13 protein-coding genes are annotated in these 21405 nt (G+C 69.7%); 6 read left to right on the top strand and 7 right to left on the bottom strand.

Going from position 1 to position 21405, the window contains the following annotated elements; all coding sequences use genetic code 11:
- Positions 1-60 precede the first annotated feature (60 nt).
- The 6 genes from V5F26_RS05335 (at position 61) to rfbA (ending at position 7724) form a co-directional block, all read left to right on the top strand.
- Positions 61-1011 carry an ABC transporter substrate-binding protein gene (locus tag V5F26_RS05335; protein ID WP_394946873.1) on the top strand — a complete coding sequence of 317 codons (951 nt, stop codon included), beginning with the start codon at positions 61-63 and terminating at the stop codon, positions 1009-1011.
- Between the two features lie 203 nt (positions 1012-1214).
- Positions 1215-2249: a quaternary amine ABC transporter ATP-binding protein gene (locus V5F26_RS05330; protein ID WP_394946872.1), complete on the top strand. Its 1035-nt coding sequence runs from the start codon at positions 1215-1217 to the stop codon at positions 2247-2249.
- Positions 2246-4288 (top strand): ABC transporter permease, encoded by a 2043-nt coding sequence (locus V5F26_RS05325; protein ID WP_394946871.1) that lies wholly within the window; start codon positions 2246-2248, stop codon positions 4286-4288. The genes V5F26_RS05330 and V5F26_RS05325 overlap by 4 nt, the downstream gene beginning before the upstream one ends.
- Positions 4289-4293: 5 nt before the next feature.
- On the top strand, positions 4294-5169 hold the full coding sequence (locus tag V5F26_RS05320) for a phosphotransferase (protein WP_394946870.1): 876 nt from the start codon (positions 4294-4296) through the stop codon (positions 5167-5169).
- Positions 5170-5500: 331 nt separating this feature from the next.
- On the top strand, positions 5501-6667 hold the full coding sequence (locus tag V5F26_RS05315) for a nucleotide sugar dehydrogenase (RefSeq protein WP_394946869.1): 1167 nt from the start codon (positions 5501-5503) through the stop codon (positions 6665-6667).
- A gap of 184 nt (positions 6668-6851) precedes the next feature.
- Positions 6852-7724, top strand: a complete 873-nt coding sequence (gene rfbA / locus V5F26_RS05310) for a glucose-1-phosphate thymidylyltransferase RfbA (protein ID WP_394057296.1) — start codon at positions 6852-6854, stop codon at positions 7722-7724.
- A 177-nt stretch (positions 7725-7901) separates the two neighbouring features.
- On the opposite strand, the gene trxA is transcribed toward rfbA, so the two are convergent.
- The 7 genes from trxA to V5F26_RS05275 form a co-directional block, all read right to left on the bottom strand.
- The gene (gene trxA / locus V5F26_RS05305) at positions 7902-8222 is read right to left on the bottom strand and encodes a thioredoxin (protein ID WP_234053582.1); all 321 of its coding nucleotides are present in this window, start codon (positions 8220-8222) and stop codon (positions 7902-7904) included.
- An 85-nt stretch (positions 8223-8307) separates the two neighbouring features.
- Positions 8308-11853, bottom strand: a complete 3546-nt coding sequence (gene addA, locus V5F26_RS05300; RefSeq protein WP_394946868.1) for a double-strand break repair helicase AddA — start codon at positions 11851-11853, stop codon at positions 8308-8310.
- Positions 11850-14900 carry a double-strand break repair protein AddB gene (gene addB / locus V5F26_RS05295; RefSeq protein ID WP_394946867.1) on the bottom strand — a complete coding sequence of 1017 codons (3051 nt, stop codon included), beginning with the start codon at positions 14898-14900 and terminating at the stop codon, positions 11850-11852. The genes addA and addB overlap by 4 nt, the downstream gene beginning before the upstream one ends.
- Positions 14901-14931: 31 nt before the next feature.
- A complete protein-coding gene (locus tag V5F26_RS05290; RefSeq protein ID WP_394947091.1) occupies positions 14932-15633 on the bottom strand; it encodes a nucleotidyltransferase family protein in 702 nt (233 codons plus the stop codon).
- A gap of 17 nt (positions 15634-15650) precedes the next feature.
- Positions 15651-17204 carry a tRNA (adenosine(37)-N6)-threonylcarbamoyltransferase complex ATPase subunit type 1 TsaE gene (gene tsaE, locus V5F26_RS05285; RefSeq protein WP_394057301.1) on the bottom strand — a complete coding sequence of 518 codons (1554 nt, stop codon included), beginning with the start codon at positions 17202-17204 and terminating at the stop codon, positions 15651-15653.
- Positions 17204-19531 carry a sensor histidine kinase gene (locus tag V5F26_RS05280; protein WP_394946866.1) on the bottom strand — a complete coding sequence of 776 codons (2328 nt, stop codon included), beginning with the start codon at positions 19529-19531 and terminating at the stop codon, positions 17204-17206. Before V5F26_RS05280 ends, tsaE begins: the two co-directional genes overlap by 1 nt.
- 543 nt (positions 19532-20074) lie before the next feature.
- Entirely contained in the window at positions 20075-21403 is a 1329-nt protein-coding gene (locus V5F26_RS05275) for a bifunctional folylpolyglutamate synthase/dihydrofolate synthase (protein ID WP_394946865.1), read from the bottom strand.
- Between the last annotated feature and the right edge of the window lie 2 nt (positions 21404-21405).

The following is a 21405-nucleotide window of genomic DNA, read 5'->3' as shown; positions in this document are numbered from 1 at the left end:
ATTTCCGTTGAGTGAACGGCTTCGAAGTAAGCCGCCGAAAAACTTCCAAAGGGGTTTCGCATGCTTCGCACTCTGTCTCGCATCGCCCTTGCGGGCGCGGTCTCCATGGCGGTCGGCACGGCTTCGGCCGCGCCCGAATCCAAGGATCCCATCAAGATTACCCTCAACGACTGGACCGGCCAGCTTCTCACCGCCCACATCATGGGTGAGATCCTGAAGAAGGAAGGCTATAACGTCGAATATGTCCCGGCCGATTACTTGGCCCAGTTCTCGGGCATGGGTACCGGTGACCTGACCGTTGCACCCGAAGTGTGGGCCACCACCGCCCAGGAGGCGCTCGACGCGGCGGTGAAGACTGGCGGCGTGGAGAATATGGGTTCCTCCGGCATGGAAGCGCGCGAGGACTGGTGGTTTCCCGAATACATGAAGGAAAAGTGCCCCGGTTTGCCCGACTGGAAGGCCCTGAAGAAGTGCGGCGCCGCCTTCGCCACCCCGGACACCGCCCCCAAGGGGCGCTATCTCGGCGGCCCCTCCACCTGGGGCGGCTATGACGAGGAGCGCGTGGAAGCCCTCGGCCTGCCGTTCGAGGTGATCCATGCCGGCACCGACGCCGCCATGTTCGCCGAGCTGAAGAGCGCCTATGAGCGCAAGGCCCCGATCATCCTGTGGATCTACACGCCCCACTGGGCGCCCATCAAGTATAAGGGCGAGTTCGTGGAGTTTCCGCCCTATGAGGCCGCCTGCTACGAAGATCCGGCCTGGGGCGTGAATAAGGAAATGAAGTATGATTGCGCCAAGCCGCGCGGTCCCATCTGGAAGGCGGCCTGGTCCGGCATGAGCAAGAAGTGGCCGGGCGCTTACGAAATCATCAAGGAATACAAGTTCGACAACCAGACCATGGGCGAGCTTGCCGCCCGCGTGGATATCGACGGCCAGAAGGTGGAAGACGTGGCCGCCGACTGGGTCGCCAAGAACGAGCCCACCTGGAAGGCCTGGGTGAAGAAGCAGTGATGCCGGGGGCCCGTGGGCGTGCCCCACGGGCCCTTGCTCCAGCCTTCCCGGCAGCCGGTCGCCGACCGGCGCCGGGAGGTCAGCGCCGCCCGCGCCCCTGCCAGAAGACCCGCACCCGATGGGCCGCCTCAGCCTTCGGATGCGCGGCGGTTCCTTCGTTTCCAGGCCATCCAGCCAAGGCCACGCAGCCAAGGTCCACCACCATGAGCCATCCCGTTCTCGCCTGTCGCGACGTCGCCAAGCTGTACGGGGCGAAAGCCCTGAAGTTTGTCGCCGACGGACGCCTTTCCGCCGATGGCGCGACCCTGGCCGAAGCCGGCGTCACCGCCGCCGTGCGCAACGTCAATCTTGAGATCCAGCGCGGGCAGACCTTTGTCATCATGGGCCTGTCGGGCTCGGGCAAGTCGACCCTGGTGCGCTGCCTGTCCGGCCTCACGCCGCCCACCGCCGGCGAGGTGCTGTTTGAAGGGCGCGACCTGTTCAAATATTCCGAGAGCGAGCTGATCCAGATCCGCCGCCACCAGATGGGCATGGTGTTTCAGCATTTCGCTCTGCTGCCCCATCTCAACATCCTGCAGAATGTGGCTTTCCCCCTGGAGATCCAGGGCCGCACCAAGGCCGAGCGGCTGGAGAAGGCCCACAAGATGATCGAGCTCGTGGGCCTCAAGGGCCGCGAGCACCGTTTCCCCAGCGAGCTTTCCGGCGGCCAGCAGCAGCGCGTGGGCATTGCCCGTTCGCTCGCCGCCGACCCGGACCTGTGGTTTCTGGACGAACCCTTCTCCGCCCTCGACCCCCTCATCCGCCGCGAGATGCAGGATGAGGTGCTGCGCCTGCAGGGCATGCTCAAGAAGACCATCGTCTTCATCACCCACGATTTCGACGAGGCGGTGCGCATCGCCGACCGCATCGCCATCATGAAGGACGGCAAGGTGGAGCAGATCGGCACCGCCGAGGAGCTGGTGCTCACCCCCGCCACCGATTATGTGCGCGCCTTCACCCGCGAGGCGCCGCGCGCCAAGATCCTCACCGCCCGCGCCATCATGACGCCGGCCCCGGCCGACGCGAAATTCGCCGGGCTCATCGATGCCAAGGCCCGCATCTCCACCTTTGCCCATCAGGTGGGCTCCGCCGATGGCATCTATGGCGTGGTCGACAATGGCCGCATCCTCGGTGCCATCGACCGGCTGGCCATGATCGACGTGCTGGTGGGCCGCGAGCCGCGGGGCCTGGCGGCATGAGCACTGATGGCATGACCATGGCGCCCACACAGGACACCACCCGCGATCCCACCGAGGAACCGGCCACCGCGGCCCCCTTCCCCTGGCGCCGCCTGGTGTGGCCCGTGGTGGCTCTGCTCACCGTCGTCGCGGTGATGTTGCCCCACGAAGACCTTCCGTCCTGGGTCTGGAAATATCCCCATGCCTGGCAGGTGCCGCTGGCCTCCTGGATCTCGGACTTCATGAAGTGGCTGATGAACAGCGCCAGCTTTGGCCTGTTCACGGTGCGCGACATCACCCGCGCCATCTCGGCCCTGCTCGACATTCCGCTCTCGGTGGCCAAGGCCATCTTCGCCACCGGCATCATGCAGGGCGAAGGCTCCATGGCGGTGCAGCTGTTCCCGCCCATCCCCTGGTATTCCCTGGTGATCGCGGCCACCGCCGTGTCCTACGCCATCGGCGGGCTGCGGCTCGCCCTCGGCATGGCGCTGGGTCTGCTCTATCTCGCGGTGTTCGGCCAGTGGACGAGTGCCATGGTCACCTTCGCCTCGGTGCTGGTGTCGTCCATCATCGGTTCGTTCGGCGGCCTGCTGCTGGGCCTCGCCTGCGTGCGCTCGAAGACGGTGGAGCGGCTGATCTCGCCGCTGCTCGACGTGGCGCAGACCATGCCGGTGTTCGCCTATCTGCTGCCCATGCTGATCCTGTTCGGCTTCGGGCCGGTGTCGGCCATGATCGCCACCATCATCTATGCGGTGCCGCCCATGGTGCGCATCACCATCGTGGCCATCCGCGCGGTACCGGAGGAGATCGACGCGCTCGGCCGCATGACCGGCTGCACCCGGCGCCAGATCACCTGGAAGATGCTGGTGCCCTCCGCCATGCCCGCGCTCATGGTGGGCGTGAACCAGGTCATCATGCTCTCGCTCAACGTGGTCATCATCGCCTCCATGATCGGCGCCGGAGGCCTGGGCTGGGACGTGCTGGCGGCCCTGCGGCGGCTCGACATCGGCGGCGGCCTGGAAGCGGGCCTCGCCATCACCGTGCTCGCCATCCTGCTCGATCGCTTCGCCCAGGCGCTGGCCTTCCGCGCCAAGCGCAACCGGCGGCGGCAGGACAGCCAGAAGCTGGTCACCTACGCGGTCTATGCCGCGCTCGCCGTGGCGGCGGCGGGCTGGGTCGCGGCCGACCACTGGCGCGCCATCGCCCTCTATCCGCAAGGCTGGCAACTCTCAACGGGGCCGTTCTGGGGTGACCTCGTCTCCTGGATCAACATCAACTTCTACGGCCCGCTGGAGGCGGTGAAGACCTTTATCCTGCTCAACGTCCTCTCGCCGGTGAAGCAGTTCATGCTCGCCTTGCCCTGGCCGTGGGTGGTGGCGGTGACGGCGCTCGCCGGCTACTGGCTCGGCGGCGCGCGGCTGGCGCTCACGGTGGGCCTCATGTGCGCCTTCATGGCGGTGGTGGGGTTGTGGCCGGCCACCATGATCACCGTCTATCTGTGCGGCGTGGCGGTGGTGATCTCGGTGCTCATCGGCGTGCCCGTGGGCATTGCCTGCGCCCAGCGGCCGATGCTGCGCACGGCGGTGGAGTGGATCATCGACACGCTCCAGACCCTGCCGGCCTTCGTCTACCTCATTCCCATCGTGATGCTGTTCCGGGTGGGCGACTTCACGGCCCTCATCGCCATCGTGCTCTACGCCATTGCCCCGGCCATCCGCTACACGGCCCACGGCGTGGCGCAGGTTTCGCCCCACCTCATCGAGGCGGGGGTGATGAGCGGCTGCACCCGGCGGCAAATCCTCACCCGCATCCGCCTGCCGCTGGCGGTGCCGGACATGCTGCTGGGCCTCAACCAGACCATCCTGCTGGCCCTGTCCATGCTGGTCATCACCGCTTTGGTGGGCACCCGCGACCTCGGTCAGGTCACCTATGCCGCCCTCGCCAAGGCGGATGTGGGGCTTGGCCTGGTGGCGGGCCTCAGCGTGGCCTTCATCGGCATGATCGCCGACCGGCTCATCACCGCCGGCAGCGCCCGCCTGAAGACCCACAAGGGACACTGAGAGCCATGAACGCGAAAGCCGTGGACCGCGTGCGGGCCCTGTCCTTCTGGGGCGGGCCCGTGGATCCCCTGCCGCTGGGCGGGGGCATCACCAATTCCAACTTCCTGGTGGAGGACGGACCGCGCAAATATGTGGTCCGCCTCGGCGCCGACATTCCGCTTCACAATGTGATGCGCTTCAACGAGCGCGCCGCGGCGCTGGCGGCGGAGGCAGCGGGCGTGTCCCCGCCCCTGCGCTATTTCGAGCCCGGCCTCATCGTCATCGACTTCATCGAGGGCCACACCTTCACCGAGGCCGATGTGCGCGCCCACCTGCCACGCGTGGTGGAGCTGGTGAAGCGCACCCATCGCGAAGTGACCCGCCACATCCGGGGGCCGGCGCTCAGCTTCTGGACCTTCCATGTGCTGCGCAACTATCTGGCCGCCCTCTCCGAACGGCGCCACCGCCTCGCCGGGGAACTGAGCCGCCTGGCGGGTATCGCCGAGCGCCTGGAGACCGCCCTTGGCCCGGCCGAGATGGTGTATGGCCACAACGACCTGCTGCCCGGCAATTTCATCGACGACGGCAAGAAACTGTGGCTGATCGACTGGGACTATGGCGGCTTCAACACCCCCCTGTTCGACCTCGGCAACCTCGCGTCCAACAACGAATTGGATCTCGCCCAGCGCCGCGAGCTGCTCCAGCTCTATTATGGGCGCGAGCCGGACGACGCCCTGCGCCTGAAATTCCAGGCCATGTTCGTCGCCTCGCTGTTGCGCGAAAGCCTGTGGAGCATGATTTCGGAGCTCGAATCCACCATCGACTTCGACTACCGCGCTTACACGGCCAAGAACCTCACCCGCTTCGAGCGTGCCCTCGCCGATTTTGAAGCCCTGCGCTGAGCAGGGCCGGCGGCGCGCCCGTCTCGTCTCTATCGCCGGCCCATCGCCATAACGTCATGGGAACGCCGTAAAAGATCGGCCTTCGCGACAGCTCTCGGAAGGCGCCCCAGCGCCTTGGGAGCAGCCGCAAGGTCACGCGCGACCTGGCGGCGCGGGTGGACGGGGTGGAGGAGATCCGGGCGCAAACCGCGTGACACTTTTGCCGGATTTGCTCTAGAGCGTTCTCGCGCGAGGCTGCCCTCGGCCCGGAACGGATGCACCCATGGCTGCTGCGTCCACCGGACCCGACCGCCAATGACCGCGCGCGGCGAACCGATGGGACACGAGTAACATGCGCATAGCGATCGCCGGCCTGGGATATGTGGGCCTTTCCAACGCGGTGCTGCTGGCCCAGAGGCACAGCGTGATGGCGCTGGATGTGGACGCGGCGCGGGTCGCAAGCATCAATGCCCGCCGCTCCCCCATCGTCGATCCCGACATCGAGCGCTATCTGGCGGAAAAGGAGCTCGACCTCACCGCCACCCTGAGCCCCGCCGAGGCCTTTGCCGGAGCCCAGTTCGTCATTGTCTCCACGCCCACCAATTACGACGTGGAGACCAGCCATTTCGACACGCACTCCGTTGAGGCGGTGATCGGGGAGGCGCTGGAGATCAATCCGGACGCCACCATCATCATCAAGTCCACCATTCCCGTGGGATTCGTGCAGCACCTGCGCACGCGGCTGGGGCGGGAGAACATTATCTTCTCCCCGGAATTCCTGCGCGAGGGCAAGGCGCTCCACGACAATCTCTATCCCTCCCGCATCATCGTCGGCGACCATTGCGAGGCAGCCCACACCTTTGCCGGCCTGCTGAAGGAGTGCGCCTTGAGGGAGGACGTGCCTGTGCTCTTCACCGGGCCGGGCGAGGCGGAGGCCATCAAGCTGTTCGCCAATACCTACCTTGCCATGCGCGTGGCCTTCTTCAACGAGCTCGACAGCTACGCCCTCGCCTTCGGCCTCGACAGCCGCGAGATCATCGGCGGCGTCAGCCTCGATCCGCGCATTGGCGGGCACTACAATAATCCCTCCTTCGGCTATGGCGGCTACTGCCTGCCGAAGGATACCAAGCAGCTGCTCGCCAATTATTCGAGCGTTCCGCAGAACCTCATCCGCGCCATCGTCGACGCCAACGCCACCCGCAAGGACTTCATCGCCGAGCGCATCCTGGCCCGCGCCCCGCGCAATGTGGGCATCTACCGCCTCACCATGAAGGCCGGCTCGGACAATTTCCGCGACAGCTCCATCCAGGGCATCATGAAGCGGATCAAGGCCAAGGGCATCCCCGTCACGGTCTACGAGCCGCAGTTCAAGGATGACCATTTCTTCAATTCGCCGGTGGAACGGGACCTCGCCGCCTTCAAGGCCAACTCGGACATCATCGTTGCCAACCGCTGCACCGACGAACTGGCCGATGTCGCCCACAAGGTCTTCACCCGCGACCTGTTCGGCTCGGACTGAGCCCCGCCCCGCAGGCTCTCCATCCCTCCGCCGGCTGCCTTCTTCAGGGCACATTGCAAGGCGAAACGACGCGGCAGCTTGGCGCCGCGCGCGCCGGCGCTTGTTCCGCACGCGGTTTCAGCGCACACGGGCATGGAGAAACGGCGGCGACGCCGCGGGACGCACAGCAAAACAGAGGGAACGCATGAAGGGTATCATTCTCGCCGGCGGCAGCGGCACGCGCCTGCATCCCCTGACCCTGGTCACCTCCAAGCAGCTGATGCCGGTCTATGACAAGCCGATGATCTATTACCCGCTGTGCGTTCTCATGCGCGCGGGCATCACCGACATCCTCATCATCTCCACCCCGCAGGACATGCCCCAGTTCCAGCGCCTGCTGGGCGACGGCAGCCAATGGGGCCTCTCCTTCTCCTACGCCGTGCAGCCCTCGCCCGACGGGCTCGCCCAGGCCTACATCATCGGCGCCGACTTCGTGGCGGGGGAATGCTCCGCGCTCATCCTCGGCGACAACATCTTCTACGGCCACGGCCTGCCGGAGCTGCTGCAGCCCGCCGCCCACCGCACCGAGGGCGCCACCGTCTTCGCCTATTACGTCAATGACCCCGAGCGCTACGGCATCGTGGAATTCGACGCGCAGGGCCACGCCCTCACCATCGAGGAAAAGCCCAAGCAGCCACGCTCCAACTGGGCGGTGACCGGGCTTTATTTCTACGACCCGAGCGTGGTGGACATCGCCGCCAACCTGAAGCCCTCCGCCCGCGGCGAGCTGGAGATCACCGACGTCAACCGCGCCTATCTCGAGCGCGGCCAGCTGCAGGTGGAGAAGATGGGCCGCGGCTATGCCTGGCTCGACACCGGCACCCATGACAGCCTGGTGGACGCCGCCACCTTCGTGCGCACCCTGGAGCGCCGCCAGGGCCTTCGCATCGCCTGCCCGGAAGAGATCGCCTACGTCACCGGCCTCATCGATCGCGACCAGCTCCACAAGCTGGGCGAGAAGCTCGGCAAGAGCGATTACGGCCGCTATCTGATGCGAATCGCCGAAGAGACCGCCTGATTCCCGAGCGGCTCACCGCGCCGGCCCAGATCGGCGAGCGGGTCAGGCCACCATCATCGCCTCTGCGTCAAGCAAAAGGGCATCCGCGCGAGACCGCGCGGATGCCCTTTTCGTTTCAACGCATATGGATCCAGGATTTGGCGCCCCGCTCGGGGCCCGCCATCTCCCCCGCTGGCCTCAGACCGCGGTGTTGATCCACTGCACCAGCTTGGCCTTGGGGGCGGCGCCCACCTGGCGGGAGGCGATCTTGCCATCCTTGAACATGAGCAGGGTGGGGATCGACATGATGCCGTACTTGGAAGCCGTCTGCGGATTCTCGTCCACGTTCAGCTTCACGATGCGCACCTTGCCGGCCAGCTCGCCGGACACTTCATCGAGGATCGGCGCCACCATGCGGCAGGGACCGCACCACTCGGCCCAGAAATCGACGATCACCGGCGCGCTGGAATTGAGCACGTCGGTTTCGAAGTTCTGATCGGTCACCTTTTCGACGGCCATGACATACCTCGTAGGGGCAGAATGAAAGAACCACTGAATGTTGCCTGGGAACGTAGGGATGCCCTCCCCGTCCCGTCAAGCGGCGTCACGCCGAGGTGAGCGCCGAAAGCGCGGCCAGGGCCCCCGCCAGCGCCGCCCCATCCAGAACGAACACGCGCGGCTCGGCGGTATAAACCAGCCGCGCTTCCACCGCCCGCCCGCCGAACACCCGCGACAGCACGGCGCCATACAGAGCCAGCTGCGCCACATGGCTGCGGGGCACGCCCGCAAGGTTTTGCGGGGGCGTGCGGTCGGTCTTGAAATCGGCCACGAGGATGCGGTCCGACAGAATCGCCAGGCGGTCGATGCGGCCGTTCACCTCCACCCGGCCGGCACCGGGAAGGTCCAGATGGCCCGCCACCGGCAGCTCGGGCCGGCTCTGCGGGCCGAACAGATCCGCGAGGGGCGCATGGCCCAAAACCGCCATCGCCTCGGCCAGGATCTCCCCATGGCTCTCCGCATCGAGCCCCTGGCCGGCGTGGCGCAGCAGGCGCAGCCCCGCCTCCTCCCGCCGCTCCAGCGCGATGTCGGCGAGGCCGGCGAGCAGGCGGTGCACCAGGTCGCCGCGCACCAGGGGTGGCACGCCGGCCGCCTCGGCCTTGGCGTGGGGCTGCGCCGGTGCCGCGCGCGAGGGCCGCAGCACCCGGGGCGGGGCCTCGTGGGGCGGCGGCGCGGTGAAGGTCACGGGCGCTGGCGCGGCAGGGGATTGGGCCGGGGTGGAGGCGCGGGCGGCCGCGGCGAAGGCTTCCGTCAGCGGCGCCTTGCCCCACCGCAGCACCGTGCCCTCGAAGCCCAGGGCCGGCACCTGTGCCGCATCGGGCGCGAGCGCGGTGCGCACCAGCTCATACCAGCAGCCGTCCGGGCGGGCATGGTCCTTGTCCTTCGCCGGCAGCGCGGTTTCCGCGCCGCAGACGATGAGGGCATCCTCGGCGCGGGTCAGGGCCACGTAGAGCAGGCGGCGATATTCATCGAGATCGCGCGCGGCCGCCGCCGCCCGGGCCGCGCCAAGGGTGGGCGAATCCTCCGCCTTGCGCGGTGCCAGCACCGGCACTTCCCGGCCCCCTTCAGCGGTCAGGCGCAGAAAGCCGCCGGAAGTGCGCGGGCGCGGCAGGTCCACGGTGTCGGCCAGAATCACCAGGGGCGCCTCCAGGCCCTTGGCGCCGTGCACGGTCATCACCCGCACCTCGTTGCGGCCGCTCTCCATGTCGCGCTTCGTCTCGGCCCCACCGCGGCGCAGAAAGGCCAGAAACCCGGCGAGGCTGGCGGGCTCGGCGCCCTCATAGGTGCGCGCCAGGGCCAGGAATTCGTCGAGCACGTCCGCCGCCTCGGGGCCGAGCCGCGCCAGCACCGCCCGCCGGCCGCCATCGCGCCCCAGCACGCGGGCGTAGAAATCGAACGGCCGCAGCCCCAGGGCCTCGTCCCGCCAGCCCGAGAGGCGGCGGGTAGCGGCCTGGGCACGGGGCTCCGCGGAAGCCGCGAGCGCATCCACCAGCCGGCCCGGACGGCCCGGGCACAGGGTCATCAGGTCATCGTCGGTGAGGCCGAACAGCGGGCTTTTCAGGACGCTCGCCAGAGCGAGGTCATCATCGGGGGACAGAAGGGCATCGCCCAGTGCCATCAGGTCGAGGGCGGCGATGTGCTGCGCCACCACCAGCCGGTCGGCGCCCGCCACCGCCACGTCCGGGTCGTTCAGCTCCTTGAGGGCGCGGATGACGGCTTCGAACACCCGCCCACGCCGGCGCACCAGCACCAGCACGTCGCCCGCCCGCATGGCCCGCCCTGACCGCGAGGGCATGGCAAGGCCGGAGCGCACGCCGGCCTGCACGAACCGCGCGATCCGCTGGGCCAGGAGGCTCACCGGGTCGTCGCTCGGCGCGGCATCGAGGGGGCGGCGCCAGTCGTCCACCTCCGGCACCGGGCTCGGCACCGTGGTGGGCCACAGCTCCACCAAAGCCGGCGCATCGGCGCGGATGGCGGCGTGCACCGGGGCGGAGGAATCCAGCGTCAGCCCGGCGCGGGCATCCTCGCCGGCGAAGATGCGGTCCACCGCTTCCAGCACGCCGGGAGCGGAGCGGAACGAATGGGGCAGCCGCACTTCCTGGAACGCGGCGGCGCCCGCCTTCTGCGCGAACTCCGACCGCATGGAGCCGAACGCGCGGGGGTCCGCCCCCTGGAAGGAAAAGATGGACTGCTTCTCGTCGCCCACCACGAAAATGGTGCGCTTCACCCCCGGCCGGGCCCCCTCGCCGGAGAAGAAATCGGAGGTGAGGCCGTGCACCACCCGCCATTGGGCCGGGCTCGTGTCCTGCGCCTCGTCCACCAGCACATGGTCGATGCCCTGGTCGAGCTTGTAGTGCACGAAGGAAGCGGGCACCTGATTGAGCAGGCCAGAGGCGCGGGCCACCAGATCGTCGAAATCGAGCAGGCCGCGCTGGGCCTTCTCCGCCTCGTAGCGCCGGCAGGCCTCCGCGCCCAGCACCAGAGCCGCCTCGGTGCGCTCCAGCACCCGCGCGCTGCGCAGGGCGCCTTCCAGCGCCGCGAGGCGCTCGCGCTCCGCCTTCATGCGGGCGAGCAGGTCCGGATAATTGTCGGCCACGAACTTGGTGGCCAGCGAGCGGTCGGCGCGCGGCTCGCGCTTGTCGGTAAGGAAGACGCTGAGATATTCCGCCCGCGCCTCCTCCGGATTCCCGGATTCGTAGGCGGCGAGCAGAGCGGCCGCCCGCTCCTGGTCGGTCTTCTTGTCGGAGGTGGCGAGGGCCTTGCCGGCCGCCGCCCATTCGCTCCAGGGCAGATGGGGGCTCTCCAGCATCTGCGCTTCCAGCTCAGCCACCCCGGCCCCGGCGGGCACGCCCAGGACGCGCGCCAGGGCGGCGCGGCGCTCCACCGCGCCCGTCCCCAATCCGGCGATATGCTCGCGCTGGCCGATGGCGGCATCCAGCATGGCGGTGATGGAGCTGTCGGCGAGATCCGCCATCAGCTGCGCCAGGGCCCGGCCCAGCTCGCTGTCCGGCCGGGAAGTGGCCTCGATGATGAGATCCTGGCGGATGCGGGCCATCAGCTCGGCGCGGGCCACGTCGTCCAGCTCACGGAAACCCGCCGCCACCCCCGCCTCGAACGGGAAACGGTGCAGCAGGCCGCCGCAGAAGGCGTGGATGGTCTGGATCTTCAGCCCGCCGGGCGTTTCCAGGGCCAGCGCGAACAGCCGCCGCGCGCGGGCGCGCAAAGCCGGCGTCACCCGCTCGCCGGTGGCGCCGATGAGCTCAGCGTCGAGCCCGGCATCGTCCAGCCCCACCCATCGGCCCAATATGCCCAGCACCCGGTTCGACATATTGGCCGCCGCAGCCTTGGTGTAGGTCAGGCAGAGGATGCGGGCCGGCTTCACCCCCGAGAGCAGCAGGCGGATGACCCGTCGCGCCAGCACATGGGTCTTGCCCGAGCCCGCATTGGCCGAGACCCAGGCCGAATGGGCGGGATCGGAAGCCAGGGACTGGCGCCGGGTGGCCTCGGCCTTCGGCCCAGTCGGCTCCTTGGGGCCCGTGGGCTCCTTGGAGCGGGAGGTCTCCTCGGGCCCGGCGGCAGCGTTCGCGCTCATTGCTCTTCCTCCCCGCCCAGCGCCCATTCGCGCACCCGCGCCAGATGGTCATAATCCCCATAGCCGCCCTGCCATTGAGGCGCGGCCAAGGAGCGGTAGCCCTGGGCCTCGTCCTCGAACGCCGCCAAGAGGGAGATGAGCCCGGAAAGCGCCGTCTCGGCCACGTCGGTGGGGCTGCGGTCCTTGTAGCGGATGGGCTTTTCCTCACCCCCCGCCGCGCCGCCCTTCAGCTCCACATAGGTGATCTCGGACACCGGCAGCGGCGGCACGTCACGGAAGGCGCCGCGCGCCGCCATGGCCGCTTCAAGCGCGAGCTGGGGCGAGAGGGAGGCCACCTGCTTGGCAGTGGGCGCGCTGCCGGTCTTGTAGTCCAGGATGGCGAGCGTTCCGTCGCGCTTCACCTCGATGCGGTCGGCCCGGCCGGCGAGGCGGAAGCTGTTCTCGCCCAGGGGCAGATCGAGCTGGCCCGGCGTCTCGGGCACGATCACGTCGCAGCCGGCGCGGCGGCGGCGCTCGAACTCCACCACGAAGGCCGCCACCCGCTCGAACCGCGCCCACCACACCGCATGCTCGGCCGGAAAGGCGGCCAGCGGCGCGAAGGCGGCGCGCCCATGGGCCAGGAGCTGATCCAGCGCATCGCGGGGCAGATCGCGCGGGAAGGCGCCGGTGAAGGTGCCCAGCGCCGCGTGCAGCGCCGTGCCGCGCTCGGCCGCGCCGGGGGCCGCGTCCAGCGGGTCCAGGGGCTGGAGGCCGAGCACGTGGCGGGCGAAGATGGAATAGGGATCGCGCAGGAAGGTCTCGATCTCCGTCACCGTCAGCCGGCGCGGGCGCAGGGCCAAAGGCGGGGCCGGTGCCGGGCGGGTGGCGCGGGGCACGCTTTGCGCCACATCGAGGGCCGCCGCGGCCGCCGTCCAACGGCGCCCGCGCGCCCGCACCTCGCCGGTAAGGTCCGGCCCCAGCACGGTTTCCAGCCGTTTCAGGAAGCGCGAGGGCACGCTCTGGGTGCCGCCCACCTTGCCGGCATAGGTGAGCACCACCTCGTTCGCGCCGAACGCCTGCACGAAGTCATGGGCCGACAGGCCGATGCGCCGTTCCGGCAAATCGAGGCCGAGATCGAGCCGCATGGGCCGGCTGAGCCACGGGTCCGTCTCCCCCTGCTGCGGCCACACGCCCTCCACCAGCCCCCCCATCACCACCCGATCCACCCGTACCAGCCGCGCTTCCAGCGGCCCCAGGATGCGCAGGCGGGCATGGCGTTCGCCAACGGGCCGCACCATGGCATCGCCGATGAGAGAGGAGACGGCGTCGGCATAATCGAAAAGGGCGAGCTCAGGTCCGTCCGCCGCCGCGTCCCCCACCGCCCGGAAAGCGCGCGCGAGAGCGGCGCGGGCGGGGTCCTCGTCCATCTCGTCCAGCGGGCCCGCAATGGCCTCGAAGGCGGCGCGATGGGCCGCCACCAGCTCCGGCAGCGGCAGGGCGCCACGGCGCTCGCCCAAGGCAGACAAGGGGGCCATCGCCGCCTCAAGCTGGTCCACCAGCAGGCCGGCGCGGTGCAAGGCGGCATCGGTGAGGCGGCGGCGCGGGTCGGCGCCCCGGAAGCCATCGGGATCACAGCTTTCCAGCGCCGCCCGCAACCCTGAGACACCGGCGCGGGGCCGCGGCCCGCGCAGGGCGGCCAGCTCCAGGGCCGCCAGGGCCTCGCCTTTCAGCTCGGGGTCGAGGCCAAAGCCCGCCAGCGGGTGGCTGAGCAGGGCAAACAGCGGCACCGGCGCCCACCCCTCCGCCGCCACCTGGGCGATAAGGCGGGCGAGGCGGCCCACCGGCGCCTCGGCCAAGGGCGTGCCGGCGGAATCGTCCACCGCCACCCCGAAGCGCGCCATCTCCGAAACCACCCGGCGGGCAAGATCGCGATCGGGCGTAACCAGGGCCGCCATCTCGCCGGGACGCTCCAGGCTCTCGCGCAGCAGCAGCGCCACCGCCAGCGCCTCCTGGCGCGGATCGTCCGCCTCCACGACGGTAAGGCGGTCCACCGCCTGCGCGCGCTCGGCCTGCGGCAAACGCTGCGGCAGCTGGGCCCACAGGTCGGACGTCTCGGCCTGCCGCATGGCTTCGCTCAACAGCCGCTCGCGGCTGCCGCCGATGGCAAGCGGCTCCACGTCCGCCCGCTTCAGTTCCAGGGTCTTGAGCAGCTTGGCGAGGCCGTATTGGGGGTGGTCGGGCGCGCCCTGGATGGGGTCGATGAGCAGGGAAAAGGCCTCGTCCTCCATGTGGAGGTCGAGACCGGGCAGCACCACCGCGCCTTGCGGCAGGCGGGAAATGGCCTTTAGCAGGCGCGCGGTCGCCGGCATGGAGCCGGTGGAACCGGCGGCGATCACGGGGCCGGCCTCCAGCCCCAGTGCCGTGAGGCGGCGCGCCTCCGCATCCACCAGCGCGTCGCGCCGCACCGCGGGCTCGACGAGGCCGGCGGCGGCCAGATAGGCGTCGAAACCCATGCGGGCGATGCGCACGAATTCGAGGCTGATCTCGAAATAGGGATCAAGCTCGCGCGGGGTCAGGCCATCCAGGCGCGAGACCGGCACCCCGGCGGTGGAGAGATCGTCGAACAGCCGCGCCAGCTCATCGGCCAGCGCCAGGGTCGCGGCGGGGCCGGCGGCCACCGCCGCCCGCCCCTCACCCGCTTTCAGCGCAGCGCGCCAGCGGGCCACGAGGCTCGCCAGCACCAGCCGGCGATGCACCGGCGCGGTGGCGTGGGGCGCGGCCAGGACCGGCGCATCCTCCGAAAAGGCCAGCGCATCTTCGTCCACATCCCCCAGCGGCACGATGCTGGGCAGAAGCAGCGCATCGGTGCCGGCCTGCTGCAGCAGCGCCTCGGCGAACAAGCGGCAGGCGCGGCGGGTGGGCAGGAACACGGTGGCGGCGGCAAGGCCCAACGGGCCGGAGGCGCCGGGCGCGAAGCCCGCGATCAGCCGCCCGTCCAGCAGAGCCCGCGCCAGGGTGGAGAGGAAGGGCGCGGTGGGCGGAATGGTGAGCACGCGCGGCAAGGGCACTCTCCGGGAGAGAATCGGCGAATGCGCGATCCTACTCGCTGGAAAGCTGGATCGCCTCCTCCGCCAGGGCGATGGCCTCCGGCGTGCCCACATGCATCCACACCCCATCCAGCCGCAGGCCGAACAGGCGCTCGCGCGCGGCGGCGCGATCGAACACCAGATTGAGGGAGAAAGGCCCGTCGGGCGTCGCCTCGAACAGGTCCGGCGCGAGGATCGCGGCGCCAGCGAAGACGAAGGGCGCCACCAGGCGCTCGGACCGGCGCGCCAGGCGGCCGTTGGCGTCCATCACGAAATCGCCCGCCCCCTCATAGCCGATGGAAGTGGCGCTGGGAGCCAGCAGCAGCAGCGCATCCATGCGCTCGGCATCGAAACCTTCCATCAGCCGCACGAGATTGGGGCGCGTGCCCTCGATCCAGATGGTGTCGGAATTGATGGAGAGGAACGGCCCCGGCGCCAGCAGCGGCAACGCCTTGCGCACACCGCCGCCGGTCTCGAGCAACACCCCGCGCTCGTCCGAGATGGTAATGGCGGGCGGCCCCTTGCGGGCAGCCAGATGCTCCTCGATCAGGTCGGCAAGGTAATGGACATTGACCACCGCCTCCGCGATGCCCGCCTCGGCGAGGGCGTCGAGCACATGGTCGAGCAGCGGGCGGCCATAGACGGGAACCAGGGGCTTGGGGATGCGGTCGGTGAGCGGGCGCATGCGCGTGCCGAGGCCCGCCGCCAGCACCATCGCCTTCGAGATGGGCGTCACGAGTTCAGATCCTTCGCAGGCAGCACCGCCTCATACCAATTCCTGAGGGAGCCCAGCTCCTGATGGCCGAGGCAGCGCGCCAGATAGCGCCGTACGCGCGGGATATGACGCAGATATTGCGGTTTGCCGTCCCGCCGATCCAGGCGTGTGAAAATGCCGAGAATCTTGGTGGCCCGCTGGGCGCCGAGCGCGGCATAGGAGCGGGCGAAGCCGCGCACGTCGAAGGTGGGGTCCGCCTCCCGCCGGGCCTTCACATATTGGCCCACCAGCTGCAGTTCCATGGCCTCCGGCACATCCACCCGCGCGTCCTGGGTCAGGGAGACCACGTCATAGGCGGCCGGGCCCATCACCGCGTCCTGGAAGTCGATCAGCCCCACCCGGCGCAGCCCGTCGCGGCCGGGCAGCCATATGAGGTTGGGGGAATGATAGTCGCGCAGCACCCAGGTGGGCGGCTCCGCCAGCACCAGGTTCAGCGCGCCCCGCCAGAACAGGTGGAACTCCTCCCGCATCACCCCGTCCACCTGCACGCCGCGCGACGGCAGGTACCAGTCCAGCATCAGGTCCAGCTCGGTGAGGAAGGCGGCGACATCGTAGAGCGGCAGCGGCCGTTCCACGCGGGGGGCCACGTGAAGGGTCTGCGGCAGCGGCCGGCTGTGCAAGGTGGCCAGCACGCCGATGGCGGCCTCGTAACGCTCGCGGATGGGCGCGGGCGGGTCACCCGCCACCACCCCCTCGCGGCCCAGATCCTCCAGCACCAGCAGGCCGGCATCGATATCCGCCGCATAGATCTGCGGCGCCGACAGGCCCTGCGCCAGCAGCGCGCGATCCATGGCCACGAACGGCTTCACGTCCTCCGCCAGATGCACGAGGCGGCTATAGGACTTGCCCTCGCGGATGGGCGGGCCATCCGGCTTGGGCGGCGCGTTCATGAGGATGGCGCTGCGCTCCGCCCCCAGCAGGCGGGTGTAGGAGCGGCTGGAGGCGTCGCCCTGCACGAACTCCCGCTCCGCTCCGCCGAAGCCGGCGGAATCCACCAGGCTTTCCGCCACATGCAGGCGGTTCAGCCGCGGGGCCAGCGCACCGTGGCCCGTCAGCTCACACACGCGGGCATTGGGCCCGATCTCCGGGGCGAGGGCCAGCAGCACGTCCACCCGGTTCTCGGAAAGGCGCTCACCGGCACGGTCGGCCCACTCCACCAGCAACAGTGCGTCATCGCCGATCTCGTCCCAGCCGATCTCGTCCAGCTCCTCGTCCTCGACGATGCGGTAGAGGTCGGCGTGCACCACGCGGCCACGGGTGAATTCATAGGTGATGATGATGGGGAAGGTGGGGCTCGGCACCTCGATGTCGTCGCTGCCCGCGACGGCGCGGATGATGCTGCGGGCGAGCTCCGTCTTGCCCGCGCCGAGGTCGCCGCTCAGGGTGATGACGTCGTTGGCGCCAAACCAGGAGGCCAGGATCACCCCCAGCTGCTCGGTGGCGGCGAGGTCCGGCAACACCACCTGATAGGCGTTGTCCTCATCGGACATGCGCTGGATGAAGGCACTCATCAGGCCGCCTCTTGGTGCGAGTTTCCGGAAAGGGGGAAGACGCAGGTGGCAAGGGTGCCGCGGGCACCGGGGACCGCCGGCCCCACGCTCACCGATCCGCCGTGCAGGGTCATGAAGGAACGCACGATGGCCAGCCCCAGCCCGACGCCGCGATGGCGCGGATTGGCATTGCGGCTCTCGAACCGCTCGAACAGTGTGTCGGCCAGCTCCGGAGGCACGCCCGGCCCCTCGTCGCGCACGGTGAGCGCCAGCGCATCGGGCCGCCGCTCGGCCCCAAGCGTCACCGTGCCGCCCTCGGGCGAGGCGGCGATGGCATTGGCCAGGAGATTGAACAGGATCTGCCGCACCCGCTTGGGATCAGCGGTGAAGCGGCCGGCATCGGCCGGCACCGCCATGGCCAGCTTCACGCCCGCCGCTTCCACCTGATCGTGCACGGCCTCCGCCACGCTCTCCAGCATCTCCCGCACATCGACGTCGGCCAGATCCAACTCCATGGCGCCGGCATCGATGCTGGCGAGGTCCAGAATGTCGTCAATGAGCGCGCGCAGCTGGTCGGAGGACTGGCGCATATGGTCGAGATAGTCGCGCTGGCGCTCGTTCAGCGGGCCGGCGAGCCCCTCGCGCAGCATGTCCGCATAGCCCATCAGCGTGTTGAGCGGCGTGCGCAGGTGGTAGGACACATGGGAGACGAAGGCGTTCTTCAGCTTGTCCGCCGCCTCCAGCGCCTCGGCGCGCTCGATCAAGGCGCGCTCCACCTTCACGCTGTCGGTGACATCGCGGAAGGTCACCAGCGTGCCGCCATCGGGCAGAGGCTGGGCGGTGCCGTCCAGCACCCGGCCATCGGCCCGCTCCAGGCGCAGGGTCTCGCTCTCCCGGTGCTCCATGGCGGTGACCACCGAGCGGATGCGCGAGAAGGCCGCGCTCTCCCCATGGCGCGAGCGGCACAGGGCCGCCACCGCGTCGATGTGCGGCTTGTCGCCGAGAGCCTGGGCATCCAGCTCCCACAAGGACAGGAAGGCCTCGTTGTAAAGGTGCAGCCGCCCCTCGCTGCCGAACACCGCCACCGCCTCCGCCAGCGCGTCGAGGGTCTCGCCCTGGATGCGGATCAAGGTGTTGTAGCGGCTCTCCAGGGCCACATGTTCCGACAGGTCGTCGAACAAATAGGTGACGCCGCCTTCCGCGTTGGGGGTGATGACCACCCGCAGCATCTCGCCGCCGGGCAGGTGCCACCAGTCGTTCACCGGCTCCAGGGCGCGATAGGCCTCGCGCAATTGGGCACGCCAGGCGGGGAAATCGGCCTGCTCCGGCACCTTGCGGCGGGTGCGCAGATTGTCGAGGATCTGCCCGTCCGAGGGGCGCTGATCCAGGAAAGCGGGCGAGAAATCGAACAATCGCTCATAGGCGGCATTGTGGAACACCAGCCGCTCGTCGGCGCCGAAAATGGCGACGGCGGTCGTGAGCTGATCCAGCGTGCGGCGATGGGCGGCGACCGTGCGCGCCGTCTCCGCCCGAGCGGCGTCGAGGTCGGTCACGTCCACGGCCAGCCCAGCGATCCCGAAGGGCCCGGCCACCTCCACCACGTCCAGCTGGCGGCGCTGGCCGCGCGTGACCGCGCGCACCCGGCCCTGGAAGGCGCCGGAGCCCTCCTCGGCGCTGGCGGCGGCGGTGCGCGCCTTGCTGTCGAGCAGGTCAAGCCCCTGCGCCCTCGCCTCATCGGCCGAGGCCGCCCCAACCGCAGCGACGAAGGCCGCGTTCACATAAACCAGCGTGCCATCGGGCGCGCGTAACCAGGCGGGCGCGGGCGCGGCATCCAGGACGGCGATGAGGCCCGCCCGCAGATCCTCATCCGCCGGCCCGGCACCCGCGGGCAGCGGATGCACCACCAGGACGCCGGCCCCGTTGAGGGCCCGGCCCGAAATGCGCAGGGTCCGGCCGTCTGCCGCTGTGATGTCGCGTTCGAAGCGGTCCTGCCCACCACGCAAGGCGGCCACACCTGCTTCCAGCTCGCGCACGCCGGTGGAGCCGAGCCAGCGCCCGCGCGCCTCATCCGGCACGCCGAAGCCTTCCACCGCCCCACCCGGACGCAGCCACAGCAGGGTGCAATCAGCGCCGCCCCCCAGCAGGGAGCGCAGGCTGTGGGCTTCCGCCCGCGCCCGCGCGGCGCTGGCCGCGGCGTCCTCCGCCTCGGCGCGAGCCCGCCGGGCCTCGGCCTGCGCGCTCTTCACCCGCTGGCTTCCCACCACCCAGGCCGCGACCGCAGCGGCGCCCAGGACGAGGGACAGATAGAGGGGAGCACTCGCCGCAGGCCCGTTGCCACCCGCCGCCAAAGCCGGAACGCTGAAGGCGCAAAGGGCGGTCGAGCCCAGCAGCCCCGGAAGAAACCTGGAAAAAAGGGAGCCGGCCTGGAGCGGTCGCGACCGCCGCTGCCCACCGCGGAAAGGCATTCGGGCCACGAGCTGTGCCGCCTCTCGCTTCGCGCCGTGCTCCGCCATTCGCCCCTGCCCTCTCGCTGAAGCCGCCGTCCCGGCCGGACCAGGCAGCCATGACCATCGGGGCGCCCCAGCACGAAGCCCCTGCTCCGCCACCAAATACCGCCCACGCACTCCAAGTGGAGCGCTCCCTCGAACCCTTAACGCGCCATTCGCGGCCCCGGGACGGAGCCCCGGCAGCCATGCTCAAGCGGCGCGGGCCGGGATGAAGGCTCATCCGCAATCCCCGCGTGCCCGAATCAAGCACGGCTTCGTCAATCAGACCTTACCGGAGCGCTCGAAGGCGTTGAAGGGGCGGGAGGGTGGGCCCATGCGCGCGCGGCGGGGGCCCGGCCATGGGCGTCCCCGCCATCCACAGGGTCCGTGACCCGGCCGCGGAGGTCAGACGACCGGGGTTCCGTTGGCGTCCAGCACCGCGCCAGCGAGATAGAGGGAGCCACAGATCAGCACCCGCGCCGGCGGCACCATGGGCGTGGTGCCCAGGCTGTCGAGGGCACTCGCCACGTCCGGCGCCACCCGCGCATTGATGCCCAGGCTCTGGGCGGCGGCCGCCACCTCCTCGGGCTTCAGACCCGCCGCGTTGTCCGGTACCGGCACGGCGATGGCCTCCCGCACCAGCCCGGCGAACGGCGCCAGGAAGCCCGTCACGTCCTTGGTGCCGAGCATGCCGATGATCATCACCAGCGGCCGCGAATAGCGCTCCTCGAGCCCGCACAGAGCATGCGCCAGAACGGCACCGCCGGCGGCATTATGGCCACCGTCGAGCCACACTTCCGAGCCATTGGGCGCGCGTGCCACCAGGGCGCCGGAAGCCAGACGCTGCAGCCGCGCCGGCCATTCGGCGGCCAGGATGCCGGCTTCCTGCGCGGCGCCGGACAGGCGCAGGCTGCGCAGGGCCGCCACGGCAAGCCCCGCATTATCGATCTGGTGCGGCCCCACGAGGCGCGGGCGCGGCAGATCCACCAGCCCGTCCTCATCGGAATAGACGAGGCGCCCCGCCTCTTCATGAACATGCCAGTGCTCGCCGCGCACGAACAGTGGCGCGTGCAGGCGCTGGGCCCGCCGCTCGATCACGCCGAGGGCCTCGCGCTGCTGCTCGCCCACCACCACCGGAACGCGTGGCTTGATGATGCCCGCCTTCTCGGCGGCGATGGCGTCCACCGTGGCGCCCAGGAAATCCACATGGTCGATGGACACGGGCGTAATGACGCTGGTGCGGGGCGAGGGCACCACATTGGTGGCGTCCAGCCGCCCGCCCAGGCCCACTTCCAGCAGCAGCACATCTGCCGGATGCTCGGAGAACAGCACGAAGGCCGCCGCCGTGGTGATCTCGAAGAAGGTGATGGGCGCCCCGTCATTGGCCGCCTCCACCCGGTCGAGGGCAGCGGCCAAAAGGGTGTCGCTCACCAATTCCCCGCGCCCGGGCGCGCCCAGGCGGATGCGCTCGTTGAAGCGCACCAGGTGGGGCGAGGTGTAAACATGGACCAGCCGCCCCGACGCCTCCAGCATGGCGCGCATGAAGGCGATGGTGGAGCCCTTCCCATTGGTGCCCGCCACGTGGATCACGGGCGGCAACCGTCGCTCCGGATGGCCCAGCGCCTCCATCAGGCGCTCCATGCGGGACAGCGACAGGTCGATCTTCTTGGGATGCAGCGCCGAGAGGCGCGCGAGGATCTCCACGGGTTCGGTCTTGAGCTGCGGCAGGGCCATGG

This window comes from Xanthobacter variabilis (assembly GCF_043831965.2).
GTDB lineage: Bacteria > Pseudomonadota > Alphaproteobacteria > Rhizobiales > Xanthobacteraceae > Xanthobacter.
Note: the sequence above shows the minus strand (reverse complement) of the source record. Positions and strands in the feature narration are given on the sequence as shown.

What these genes read in the sequence shown, in the direction of transcription:
- V5F26_RS05335 (WP_394946873.1), top strand. Translation starts at nt 61, where the DNA reads ATGCTTCGCACTCTGTCTCGCATCGCCCTTGCGGGCGCGGTCTCCATG.
- V5F26_RS05315 (WP_394946869.1), top strand. Translation starts at nt 5,501, where the DNA reads ATGCGCATAGCGATCGCCGGCCTGGGATATGTGGGCCTTTCCAACGCG.
- trxA (WP_234053582.1), bottom strand. Translation starts at nt 8,222, where the DNA reads ATGGCCGTCGAAAAGGTGACCGATCAGAACTTCGAAACCGACGTGCTC.
- tsaE (WP_394057301.1), bottom strand. Translation starts at nt 17,204, where the DNA reads ATGAGTGCCTTCATCCAGCGCATGTCCGATGAGGACAACGCCTATCAG.
- rfbA (WP_394057296.1), top strand. Translation starts at nt 6,852, where the DNA reads ATGAAGGGTATCATTCTCGCCGGCGGCAGCGGCACGCGCCTGCATCCC.
- addA (WP_394946868.1), bottom strand. Translation starts at nt 11,853, where the DNA reads ATGAGCGCGAACGCTGCCGCCGGGCCCGAGGAGACCTCCCGCTCCAAG.
- V5F26_RS05275 (WP_394946865.1), bottom strand. Translation starts at nt 21,403, where the DNA reads ATGGCCCTGCCGCAGCTCAAGACCGAACCCGTGGAGATCCTCGCGCGC.
- V5F26_RS05325 (WP_394946871.1), top strand. Translation starts at nt 2,246, where the DNA reads ATGAGCACTGATGGCATGACCATGGCGCCCACACAGGACACCACCCGC.
- V5F26_RS05320 (WP_394946870.1), top strand. Translation starts at nt 4,294, where the DNA reads ATGAACGCGAAAGCCGTGGACCGCGTGCGGGCCCTGTCCTTCTGGGGC.
- V5F26_RS05290 (WP_394947091.1), bottom strand. Translation starts at nt 15,633, where the DNA reads ATGGTGCTGGCGGCGGGCCTCGGCACGCGCATGCGCCCGCTCACCGAC.
- V5F26_RS05330 (WP_394946872.1), top strand. Translation starts at nt 1,215, where the DNA reads ATGAGCCATCCCGTTCTCGCCTGTCGCGACGTCGCCAAGCTGTACGGG.